We start from the raw sequence: 12,003 nt of genomic DNA on the forward strand, positions 1-12,003 counted from the left end.
AAAAGGAAGCAGAGAACCGTCCGTCCTCTGCTTCCTTTTAATCACTAGCCTTTATGATACCCCTCAGGATTGTTCTCCTGCCATCTCCAAGAATCCTGACACATTTCTTGAATTCCTCTTTTCGCAGTCCAGCCTAGTTCAGACTTTGCTTTCGTTGGGTCTGCGTAACAAACCCCTATATCTCCTGGCCTTCTAGCTGCGATGCGATGTGGAACCTTTTTGCCGGAGGCTTGTTCGAACGCTGAGACTGTTTCTAAAACACTATACCCTGTTCCAGTTCCTAGGTTATAGGCATCTACGCCTTTTGAAGACATGACTTTTTCTAGTGCTTTTAAATGACCTTGAGCCAAGTCAACAACATGGATATAATCTCGAACCCCTGTCCCATCATTGGTTTCGTAGTCATTGCCAAACACCTGGAGCTCTTTCAGTTTTCCAACTGCAACCTGCGTGATATACGGCATTAGGTTATTTGGAATTCCATTTGGATCCTCTCCGATTCGGCCACTCTCATGTGCTCCGATTGGATTAAAATAACGCAATAGCGCGATGCTCCAGTTTTCATCTGAAACGTGAACATCTCTTAAAATTTCCTCAATCATCAATTTTGTCCGACCATAAGGATTTGTCGCACTTAGAGGGAAGTCCTCAGAAATCGGCACCCGATCTGGCATCCCATAAACCGTTGCAGATGAACTGAAAACAAGATTTTTCACACCATATTTTTGCATCACTTCACACAATACCAAGGTTCCAGTGATATTATTGTGATAATAATGAAGAGGGATCGATACAGATTCTCCGACCGCTTTTAAACCGGCAAAATGAATAACAGCCTCAATTTGATTCGATGCAAACACTTCATCCAATGCAGCACGGTCAAGCAGGTCCACCTCGTAAAACTTAAAATCCTTCCCTGTAATCTCTTTTACTCGCTTTAATGATTCAGGTTTACTATTCGATAAATTATCCACGATGATAATCTCATAACCAGCATTCAATAATTCAACACTTGTGTGGCTACCGATATAACCAGCACCACCTGTTACTAAGATTGACATATGTAAGAGACACCCCTACCTAGTTAAATTTCATATCATTTGTAACCATTGTCCATTATACCCTACTATTTTAACCCACTTTCTAACATTTTTAAATCCAACGATTCTGTGAAGACCAATTTCTTAAACACTCCCAAATTGTCGCGGCTACAGATACATGCTATCTTGAAGATGGAAGCAGAAGAAATCCCTCTGCTTCCGCTAGAGAGGAGATTAAACTAAATGGTGATTTCGAATGCTTATAGATTAAATCTTGATTCAGTTACAGGGAAGACAGCCATTATTACTGGTGCTAATAGTGGAATTGGATTGGAAGCAGCGAAAGTTCTTGCTCAAAAAGGGGCACGTGTGGTTATGGCCGTTCGCAACGAAGAGAAAGGCAAAGCTGCCCGCAATGAGATTTTAAAGGACCATAAGAATGCTGAAATTCAGGTAATGAAGCTTGATTTAGCAGACTTAGAAAGTGTCCGAGCGTTCGCTAACGACTTTTCAAGTCAGTATGCTTCACTCGACTTATTACTAAACAACGCTGGCGTAATGACGCCACCTTATTCTAAAACAAAAGATGGATTTGAGCTTCAGTTCGGAAGCAATCATCTTGGACATTTTGCCTTAACCGGGCTTCTATTGCCTCTATTAAAAGCAACCCCAAACTCGCGAGTGGTCACAGTCAGCAGTATAGCCCATAGAGGTGCTGCGATTTTATTCGATAATCTCGACGCTTCAAAAGGATACAGAGCTATGAAGTTTTATGGGCAAAGCAAGCTAGCCAATTTACTATTTGCGAAGGAATTGGATAAAAGGCTGAAGGAGCATGGCATCCAAACCATCAGCCTAGCCTGCCACCCTGGTGTTTCTGCGACCAACCTATTTAAATTTGGCAGAAGTGAAACCCCTAGATTACTCAAAGGAGTTATGAACCATTTTCTCCAACCTGCTGAAATGGGCGCTCTTCCTACCCTCTACGCGGCAACGGAACCATCCCTAACAGGTGGTGAATACATCGGCCCGAATAGTCCTGGGCGTTTTAGAGGCTACCCTGCCTTAGAAACACCCCATTTCGTCGCGAATGACGAAGCAACCATGAAAAAACTCTGGGAACTAAGCGAAAAACTTACAGGAGTGGAGTTTGATTTTACAAGATAGTAAAGCTAGGGGACAGTCCGATACCACTGAAAAACGTTCACTTTGAGACCTTCAAAGTGACCGTTTTTCTGATTTCGCTTGCAGTTTGGGCACTATGAGAGCCTCAATGTAACCGTTTTTCTGATTTCGCTTGCAGTTTGGGCACTATGAACTCTTCAATGTGACCATTTTTCTGATTTCGCTTGCAGTTTGGGCACTATGAGAGCCTCAATGTGACCGTTTTTCTGATTTCACTTGAAGTTTGGGCACTATGAACCCTTCAATGTGACCGTTTTTCTGATTTCACTTGCAGTTTGGGCACTATGAACTCTTCAATGTGACCGTTTTTCTGATTTCGCTTGCAGTTTGGGCACTATGAACCCTTCAATGTGACCGTTTTTCTGATTTTACTTGCAGTTGGTCACTTTGAGAGCTTCAATGTGACCGTTTTCTCTGAATTCGCTTATAGTTTGGGCACTTTGAAACAGGAAACGCCAGAACCCCGCTTCATAGGGGTGATGATACCAAAATTAAGCAGGGAATCACCCGAAAACCGCTACGCCAGACCGTTATTGTATTTTGGATAAGACCCTATTTTCACTGGAAGTCGAACTGTTCTTTCGCTTCCTTAACCATAGAAACGCAAATAAGGGGGCATTTAATATTTGCCCCCTCCAATCTTGGTTTACTAGAGTCCTACCCTCTCAACAATCAATTGAAATTTTACAAATATCATTAATCTACAAGTGCCACAACTGGTGGCTTATTTAAAAATTCCATAATATTTCTTAAATCACCCTGAACTGCTTGAAACTCAGGTGTTGCTAGTGACTTGGTTAAGATCTCGGGGGTTTCGAACTCAAGCTCCGCAATTAAATAAAGGGCTTGCTCGCTGTTCATTGTTTGCAAAACACGATGTACTCCAGCACTCTTCAAATTCGGAACCTTCTCCGCTAACGGAATATGTACTTCATGATAATACTTATCAAATCCCTCTTTATCTTTAGGATGGTCGTACATTACGATCATTTTCGCCATTTTTCTTCCCCCTTAATAAATTTTCAGAATTCTCCCTTCATTATAAAAGACAGGTTGTCATTAAAGTAGGAAAATCCTTCGACAAAAATCGTGGAGGAGTTTAGCTGTGGAGTTCATACTAGGGTTTTCCTCAAACATCTATCAGCTTACGTTTTATCCATTTTTACCATCACCGCTATCATGCCTTTTTGCAACCAAATGATTAGTGAAACTCACAGATAACAGATATACTATTGAGAGACTTAATCACTGGAGGGATACAAATGCACATTGAAATGTGGACCGACTTTGCTTGACCATTTTGCTATATTGGCAAGAGGCGTCTGGAGGACGCTCTTAAGAAAATAGATCATCCTATTGAAGTAACATATCGCTGTTTTGAACTGGATCCAAACAAACCTCGTGATGTGAACAAAAATATCTATGAATCCTTAGCTCAAAAGTATGGCATGAGCATCGAGCAAGCGAAAGCCAACACGCAAAATATGGTGAAGATGGCGGAGGAATCTGGCTTAGAGTACAACATGGATACCCTTATTCAAACCAACACCTTTGACGCTCACCGTTTGACGATGTTTGCGAAGAAGCACGGCTTAATGAAGGAAATGACTGAGCGAATTTTACACGCTTATTTTACCGAGTCAAAGCATATTGGCGACCACGAAACTTTGACGGAGTTGGCGGTTGAAGTTGGGTTGGACAGTGAAGCAGTTGCAAATATGCTCGCAAGCGATGAAATGAGTGACGAAGTTCGTGCCGATGAACAAACGGCAAAACAGTATAATATAACAGGAGTTCCCTTCTACCTGATCAATAAAAAATACGCCCTAACTGGAGCGCAACCTACAGAAACATTTGTCCAAGCATTGCAGAAGGTGATTGCGGAGGATGAAATCAAAGTTTTAAACGTGGAGCAAGATGGCGTGGTTTGTGATGACGATGGTTGTGAAATTCCGAAGAAATAAAACGAAATGGTCTAGTAAATAACACAGATGAAAAAGAACCTGTCTAGTCCCAGTTACGGGACATTGGACAGGTTTTTTTTCATAAATGCAATTTATTTTTAGTTGCAAATAACTTTTCGGAAGTTTGTTCAACCAATGTACAAAGTATTTTGCATCTGTTATACTAAGTGTGTTATTTTCACGAGAAAGCGTTACCATAACATACTACATTAAATGGAGAATCGATATGACAAATACACCAAAACAAAATGAACCAATTGTAAAGCATATTTACACGGCAGACCCGTCTGCTCATGTTTTTGAAGGAAAACTTTATATTTACCCGTCACATGATCTTGAACATGATGGCCCTGACAATGACAATGGCGATCAGTATGCTATGGAAGATTACCATGTTCTTTCAATGGATGATTTTAATTCACCAGTTGTGGACCATGGGGAAGCTCTTCACGTAAAAGATGTTCCTTGGGCTAGCAAGCAAATGTGGGCACCGGATGCGGCATATAAAAACGACACATACTATTTATTCTTCCCTGCTAGAGATCATGACGGTATTTTTAGAATTGGGGTTGCTACAAGCAAGAGGCCAGAAGGTCCGTTCACAGCAAAAGAAAGCTATATCCCTGGAAGCTTCAGTATTGACCCAGCTGTGTTAGTGGATGACGATAATAAAGCATATTGCTACTTTGGCGGCCTTTGGGGCGGACAATTGGAAAAGTGGCAAACAGGCACGTTTGTTGAGGATGCAGAAGGTCCTGCTGAAACAGCACCAGCTCTAGGTCCAGTCATAGCCGAACTAAGTGACGACATGCTTACTTTTAAGAGCGAACCACAGGATATTTCAATTGTTGATGAGAATGGGAATCCCCTTCTTGCTGGTGACGAGGAGCGCAGATTCTTCGAGGGTGCTTGGGTTCACAAATACAATGGTTTATACTACCTTTCCTATTCAACAGGAACAACCCATAGCCTAGTCTATGCGGTGAGCGAAAATCCTCAAGGACCGTTTGAATATAAAGGGAAAATTCTTACCCCTGTTCTTGGTTGGACAACCCATCATTCCATTGTTCAGTTCCAAGACAAATGGTATTTATTCTATCATGACGCATCTCTGTCTGGTGGCGTCAATCACAAGCGCAGCGTTAAATTCACTGAGTTAACATACAATGAAGATGGTACAATTCAGACAATTGAATATCAGGAATAGAAAAAAGGCTGACGCTCATCGTCAGCCTTTTCTCTATTATTCATTCAGTTGTGAAACCTTACCTAGCACATATCATCTTACAATAGGAAGCAAAGAACCTTCCCCTTGCCTCCCGAAATCCAGCCTGGAAGCAAAGGTTTGTTCCCTAGCTTACGAAAACAATTCCTTCAATCGTGCCCAGAATCCTTTTGATTCTTCTTCTGGCTTCTCAGGAGTTTCTTGTTCTTCTAGTAAGATGCTTTCTGTTTTGATGACGAATTGGACGGAGTTGATCTTTTCATTTTTATCCGAGACGAAGGATACGGCTTCGAAGTCAGATTTGTCGTATTCGGATATCATACGGTCTATTTCGTCTTTCATTTGGTCAGGTAAATTGTTCGTAGAATCATATAAGGTTTGAGTACCATTATTAAGCTGCCCCACTCCATCTTCTAGCTCATTCGTACCGCCAGACAAGTCAACGATTCCAGAATGTAGCTTATTGTAAGAGCTAGATAATTTGCCCACACCTTGTGTGTAGCCTACTAATCCTGAATGAAAGGCTTGGTAACTAGCTGAAAATTCATCCATTCCTTCTTGTAATTGAGTGATGGAATCCACCACATTTACATTCTCAAGCGCAGAAATGACTTGTTGAACGGTACCAAGCGTCTTTTCTATTTCTACAATCGCGCCATTCACTTCTGCTAATCTTCCATCTACAGCTTGAAAGGCTTCCTTGGCAGAGTCGAAGATGTCTTTTGCCTGATGGGCTGCCGAATAGGTCGCAAACAATTGGTCGACCACTTCCCGGTCTGCACCGCTCGCATACAATTGTTCGATATCAGCATTTGTAATTTCATATTCAGGGATATTCTTCATGGCCTCTTCGATTTTACCATAGGCATCAGAGTAGTTCTCACGCAAGTAGGCGAAACCCTCCGCCGCTTCATCGAGACCAGCTGCAATTTCCGGTAATCTTGCTTGTAACTTTTCGAGTTCGCCTAGATCAATTTGTTCAAAGTTTCCTTTAATACTAGAACTTACCGTAGCGAGGCCATTATTAATCGCACTAGAGCCTTCTACAAGTTGAGAGGATGCTTGATTTACATCGTTCATCCCTTTTTTGAATTGTGCGGAACCATCGCGTAGGCTTGCCACACCGTTGTTCAACTCAGAAACACCGTTCTTTAAGTCGCCAACACCATTGTTGATTTGGGCAATCGCATCCGTTAACGATTCCATGTCTCCAGTCATCCCATCGATATCTGGCGCATCAATGCTCATAGACGATGGGACTGCGGCAATTTCAATGCCTTGAAGCTCAAAATTAACGACATCGGCTTCGAGACTCAGTTCACCATCTTTCTCAGGCATGACGGTATACGTGATTTGCTTGTTTTTACCCGCATTTGCCACCATACCGTCCTCCGACGCCTTGATATTGCTATAAATATCAGGGTCAAGGGTAAGGGTAACCTGCAATAGATAGTTTTCATAAAAGGTAGGGTCAACCTTTTCGTTGGCAGACGTGTAAATATCTAATTGAAAATGACCCTCTTTTCCCGCAAGTTCCGCGGGAGAGATTCGCTTTCCGTCTAGTCGATACGCAATTCTAATATTCCAAGGTAACGCTTCGTCTTTCATATTCCCTTGATAATAAAATTTCCCTTTTGGTGCAGCGAACTCCACCTTTTTATTTTTAAATTGAATGTCCGATAGGTCGGTTAAGTTTTTCAAACTAGTATACGGACCATAATCAACAAGCTTTCCTTCTTTCAACACTTCGAAAATGTTCACCACATAGATTTCTTGCTGAACACCGGCAGGACTTAATGTCGCATACACGACCTCATCCTTTGAACGATATTGTCCGGGATTCTTTACTGTTTCTTCCTCTTTTGTGTTCTCATTGGAGGAAGCGTGCACTAGAAATGACGGCAAGATCAGGACAAAGGTCATCAGTAAAAGAAAAATTCGTTTTCTCATCATCATTTCTCCTTATAGAAATTTGCTTTCCAGCTTGTTTTATCAATGAATTTATCGAAGACAAGTAGCAATGCTGGAAGGAAACAAACGACCAAGATAAAGGCCAGCAAGGCTCCCCTTCCGAGTAGCAACCCGATAGATGAAACGATTGGGTTGGAGGATGTAATCCATAAAATAAACCCGACGCTTGATAAAATCGAAGCCGAAATCGCAATCGAAAAGATTTTTTCATCAATGGTTTTCTTAATAGCATTCAATGCTGACATTTCCTTACGATTCTCCTTATAATCTTCCGTGAAAAGAATCGCATAATCGACTGTCGCGGCAAGCTGGACGGTACTAATAATCAGGTATCCAACGTACACCAACGAGGAATCGGTAAAGTACGGAACCGATAAATTGATCCAAACCGCTGCCTGAATGGTCAGGAGCAGCACGACTGGAATCGAAATTGATTTAAAAGTGAACAGCAGAACAATTGCAATCGCGATAACCGTAAGCAGATTCACCATCACATTATCCTTTTCGACTGTTGTTTTAATATCATATAAGGTCACGCTTTCCCCAAGAACGTGGACGTCCTTCTCATAATAAGTGTGTGCCTTATTCTCGACAGTTTCCACTAAAGCAAACGCCTCATTGCCCTCGTTTCCAGTGTTGGTATGGAGAATAATCCGACTATAATGCTCCGAGTAAAATTGTTTTGTGACTGATTCCTCAAGATACTCTGGGGGAATCACCGGGCTGACAAGATTGGTATAAGCCAGAACACTTGTCACCGGAGCAAGCTTTTCTAATTCCTGAACCAACTTTTCTTCCTTAACAACATCCCCTCTTGGGACGAGTAACACCATCGGAGTATATCCACCGAAGGTCTCTTCAATTTTCGCCACATCCTGACCAGCACGTGTGGTCTCTGGATGCTCCCCAATTCCATAGGTAAAATCGGTTTTACCCTGACCTAGAAAAGCAGGGATAATCAATAGAAAGACAAGTAATAAGCTAGGGAATCTAATTTTAACCACTCTGCTGCCTATTTTCTTAAAGTTCCCGATTAGCGGTTTATGCTGAGTTTTATCAATCCATTTATAAAACAAAAGCGTTAACGCTGGTAAAAAGACGATTACACTGATAAAGCTTAATAAAATTCCTTTTACGAGATTAAGACCTAAATCGGAGCCAATCTCGAATTTCATAAAGGATAAGGCAATAAAACCAAAGAAAGTCGTTGCTGCGCTCGCTGCAATTGCCGGGAAAGATTTTTTAATCGCGAGTCGCATTGCCTCTTCGGGATCCTCGATCGTCTTGCGATAATCCGAAAAGCTGTGTAGGAGGAATATCGCGTAATCCAACGAAACTGCCAGCTGCAATATCGGTGCAACCGACTGCGTCACAAAGGATACTTCTCCAATAAATATGTTCGTGCCCAGGTTGATAAGGACCGAAACACCAATCGCTGTCAGGAAAAACACCGGCTCCATCCAGGAATTGGTCGAAAGAACTAAAATCAAAATGATCATTGGGACCAATAATGCCGCGGCATACATGGATTCCGTGCCCGCCATTTTTTGTGAGGTTGCGGTATCAAGCGCCTCTCCTGACATCGCATTTTCTTCGCCAATTAGTTCATAAATCTCATCTGTGATGGCAACCTCTTCCCCGTCGCGGATGGTAAAGGAAAACAAGGCTTTATTATCCTTGTAGTAAGATTCCACCGTGTCCTGATCCGCTATTTCCACAGGTGTTTTGATGTCAATAGCATCATCTAACCATGTTACATCTGAGACACCATCGATACTAGCAAGCTGTTCCTTGAAAATCAGTGCTTCCTGTATCGAAACATCATTGATCATGACTCGTGTATTTTGAACAGAGCCGTCAAACTCTTGCTCCATAATTTCCATTGCTTTGGTCGATTGTGCGTCCTCTGGCAGATAATCCACCATATTGTAATTAACAGACACAAAAAACTGTGCAATCGTACCGATGGCAGCGATGATGCCAAATATAATGACAATGGATTTCTTATGCTTTAAAATTCGTGCTGCGATGTCGATTGAAACCATCTCCTTCTTGCATCTGTTTCCCTGTAACATTATAATGGACATTGTGTTGGTTTATCAACAAACAGTTTATTATTTTATGTTAGATACACAACATATCACTTTTATGTGTTGGATATGTGCAAGAAAGGTGTGTTTTTTTTATGAGTTCTAAAATAGACAGACGAATCAAGTATACGAGATTGATGCTAAAAGAAAGCTTAATGAAATTGTTAAAGGAAAAGTCAATTTCTAGTATAACGGTCAAAGAACTTTGTGCGCTTGCTGATATCAATCGCTCCACCTTCTACTCCCACTATTCAGATCAATATGACCTTCTCACGCAAGTAGAAGAAGAAATCATTCAAGATATGAATGAAACCTTGATGAGTTACAATCTCGGACAAGATGACGAAGCCTTACAAATGATTGAGAAAATTGTGGAGTACGTGGCAGCAAACAGCGACATTTGCGAAACACTTTTCAGCGAGCATGGCGACCCAAGCTTTAAAAAGCGAGTCATGATGGTCGCACATGACTATACCGTAAAAAACTGGATGGACACTTACCCAGTCGATGATCCGAAAATCTCCGAGTATGTCAGCCTTTTTGCGATAAGCGGCAGCATCCATATCCTCGAAATCTGGCTCAAAAACGGAATGGACAAAACCCCAAAAGAAATGGCTGAAATCATCAACAATCTCACCAATAAAGGACTTTCTTCATTACGCTAGGAACTGTCCCCTTGCCTCAAAGGTGCCTGACCCCCAACGCTTTAAAGCGCTGGGGGTCAGGCACCTTTTTTTACTTTTTCCATTGTGAAAAAATTATTTTTGAAGTTTTCACAAAGTTGTCATTGACAAATGATACTGAAAATCATTATCATTTAGTTATCAAATAACATTCCTGAGGTGGAAAATAAATGAAGAAAAAATGGCAAGCAATTATCCTTATTTTAATAGTGGCACTCTTTGCCACTGCGTGTGGTACAGATTCAGCAAGCAATGCAAGTGAGACAGAAAAAGAAAAAGAAGCGGAAACAATGACCATAACCCATCAGCTAGGTGAAACGACGGTCGAGAAAAATCCACAATCTGTGGTTGTTTTTGATTATGGGGTTCTTGATTCCTTAGATAAGCTCGGAGTAGAAATTACTGGTACACCGAAACAAACTCTACCTGCTTATCTTGAAAAATACAATGACGAGAAATACCTTGATGCTGGTGGACTGAAAGAGCCTGATTTTGAAGCGATTAATGACATGGCTCCAGATTTAATTATCATTTCTGGAAGACAACAAGATTCATATGAAGAATTAAGTGAGATTGCTCCAACCATCTTTATGGGCCTTGATACCACAAAATACATGGATTCTTACAAAGAGAATGCTAAATTACTTGGAGAAATTTTCGGCAAGGAATCAGAAGTAGAAACAGAGATTGCGAAGGTAGAAGAAGCGATTTCTGCATTAAATGAAAAAGCATCAGCTAGCAGCGAAAATGGTTTAATCATCCTTGCAAATGAAGGAAACATCAGTGCTTATGGTTCGGGTTCTAGATTTGGTCTGCTTCATGATGTCTTTGGAGTAAAACCGGTAGACGAAAATATCGAAGTTTCGACTCATGGACAGAATATTTCATTTGAATATTTAGTCGAGAAAGATCCAGATTACCTATTTATCGTTGACCGCGGATCCGTTGTCGAAGGCGGAAAATCGTCAGCAACCTCCATTGTTGAAAACAAGCTTGTAGAAAATATTAAAGCAGTGAAAAACGACAATGTCGTTTACCTTAACGCAGATTTCTGGTATCTATCTGGCGGTGGACTTACATCCGTTGCGGAAATGGTCAAAGAAGTAGAAGCTGCCCTCAAATAATTAGAAGTAATGGCCGTGACTCCCCCCTGTCACGGTCATTTTTTATTTTGGAGGTAAGGGGACCAGTGAAAATAAGTGCTTATGAAAGATTTATAGAACCTTTTTTGGAGCAAAATTGTGTTGAATGTGCTCCATGAACTCTTCATAGAGCACTTTTTGGTGATATCCTGGCGAAAATGCGCTCCATTAAAGCTTCATTGCAAATTAATTCGGGACGGTCTCTCTGCCTCTTCCTCGGATGGTAGATACACACAGTCTCCTATTGCTGTAAAGTGCCACATTATTCATTTATCTTTCCATGAATAATGTGCCGCTTAGTACATTTCTCCTAAAATTTGTTAATTTTTACAATATCCCACTATACCTTTTAAAAAAGTAGTTTAATAGAGTAGAGAACCTTATAAAATTCTTCCTGAAGGTGGATACCATGAGACAAAAACAAGTTTACAAAAGCCCCATTGCAGCCATGCTGTGGTCCATTGCACTCCCAGGTCTAGGTCAACTCTATAATAGAGATTATATCACCGCTTTCCTTCTATTATCCTTAGAATTTCTTATCAATCTTTACTCAAATCTAAATCTCGCCATTATTTATTCTTTTAATGGCGACTATCGACTAGCCCATGAAATAATCAACTATGAATGGGGGCTATGGGCTATTCTATCCCGCTATTTATGGTTTTGCGGTTTGGCAAGCTTATAACCACGCTAAAATGGTAAA

The 12,003-nt window shown here is 41.1% G+C and carries 10 protein-coding genes; 6 read left to right on the forward strand and 4 right to left on the reverse strand.

Annotated features, from left to right (window positions below):
• Positions 1 to 44 precede the first annotated feature (44 nt).
• Positions 45 to 1,061 carry a UDP-glucose 4-epimerase GalE gene (galE, locus tag LG336_RS24470; protein ID WP_404330081.1) on the reverse strand — a complete coding sequence of 339 codons (1,017 nt, stop codon included), beginning with the start codon at positions 1,059 to 1,061 and terminating at the stop codon, positions 45 to 47.
• 222 nt (positions 1,062 to 1,283) lie between these two features.
• On the opposite strand from galE, the gene LG336_RS24475 reads away from it, so the two are divergent.
• Positions 1,284 to 2,207 (forward strand): oxidoreductase, encoded by a 924-nt coding sequence (locus LG336_RS24475; RefSeq protein WP_404330082.1) that lies wholly within the window; start codon positions 1,284 to 1,286, stop codon positions 2,205 to 2,207.
• 714 nt (positions 2,208 to 2,921) lie between these two features.
• On the opposite strand, the gene LG336_RS24480 is transcribed toward LG336_RS24475, so the two are convergent.
• Positions 2,922 to 3,224: an EthD family reductase gene (locus LG336_RS24480; RefSeq protein WP_404330083.1), complete on the reverse strand. Its 303-nt coding sequence runs from the start codon at positions 3,222 to 3,224 to the stop codon at positions 2,922 to 2,924.
• 308 nt (positions 3,225 to 3,532) lie between these two features.
• Between LG336_RS24480 and LG336_RS24485 the strand changes: the two genes are divergently transcribed.
• Together LG336_RS24485 and LG336_RS24490 are read left to right on the forward strand one after the other, a co-directional pair.
• Complete coding sequence (locus LG336_RS24485; protein ID WP_404333276.1) at positions 3,533 to 4,189, forward strand: DsbA family protein; 657 nt, start codon at positions 3,533 to 3,535, stop codon at positions 4,187 to 4,189.
• A 226-nt stretch (positions 4,190 to 4,415) separates the two neighbouring features.
• Positions 4,416 to 5,396, forward strand: coding sequence for a glycoside hydrolase family 43 protein (locus LG336_RS24490; RefSeq protein ID WP_404330084.1), 981 nt, complete (start codon positions 4,416 to 4,418; stop codon positions 5,394 to 5,396).
• Positions 5,397 to 5,546: 150 nt separating this feature from the next.
• Here the strand turns inward: LG336_RS24490 and LG336_RS24495 are convergent, their stop codons facing one another.
• Both LG336_RS24495 and LG336_RS24500 read right to left on the reverse strand, forming a co-directional pair.
• Positions 5,547 to 7,364 carry a YhgE/Pip domain-containing protein gene (locus LG336_RS24495; protein WP_404330085.1) on the reverse strand — a complete coding sequence of 606 codons (1,818 nt, stop codon included), beginning with the start codon at positions 7,362 to 7,364 and terminating at the stop codon, positions 5,547 to 5,549.
• A gap of 2 nt (positions 7,365 to 7,366) precedes the next feature.
• The gene (locus tag LG336_RS24500; RefSeq protein WP_404330086.1) at positions 7,367 to 9,430 is read right to left on the reverse strand and encodes an RND family transporter; all 2,064 of its coding nucleotides are present in this window, start codon (positions 9,428 to 9,430) and stop codon (positions 7,367 to 7,369) included.
• Positions 9,431 to 9,570: 140 nt separating this feature from the next.
• Between LG336_RS24500 and LG336_RS24505 the strand changes: the two genes are divergently transcribed.
• The 3 genes from LG336_RS24505 to LG336_RS24515 all read left to right on the forward strand — a co-directional run bounded on the left by LG336_RS24505 (position 9,571) and on the right by LG336_RS24515 (position 11,985).
• Positions 9,571 to 10,140: a TetR/AcrR family transcriptional regulator gene (locus LG336_RS24505; RefSeq protein ID WP_404330087.1), complete on the forward strand. Its 570-nt coding sequence runs from the start codon at positions 9,571 to 9,573 to the stop codon at positions 10,138 to 10,140.
• A gap of 188 nt (positions 10,141 to 10,328) precedes the next feature.
• A complete protein-coding gene (locus LG336_RS24510) occupies positions 10,329 to 11,282 on the forward strand; it encodes a siderophore ABC transporter substrate-binding protein (RefSeq protein ID WP_404330088.1) in 954 nt (317 codons plus the stop codon).
• A 427-nt stretch (positions 11,283 to 11,709) separates the two neighbouring features.
• The gene (locus LG336_RS24515) at positions 11,710 to 11,985 is read left to right on the forward strand and encodes a hypothetical protein (RefSeq protein WP_404330089.1); all 276 of its coding nucleotides are present in this window, start codon (positions 11,710 to 11,712) and stop codon (positions 11,983 to 11,985) included.
• The last annotated feature ends 18 nt before the right edge of the window (positions 11,986 to 12,003 follow it).

Origin of the sequence: Mesobacillus maritimus (assembly GCF_044803185.1) — a bacterium.
Lineage (GTDB): Bacteria > Bacillota > Bacilli > Bacillales > Cytobacillaceae > Mesobacillus_B > Mesobacillus_B maritimus_B.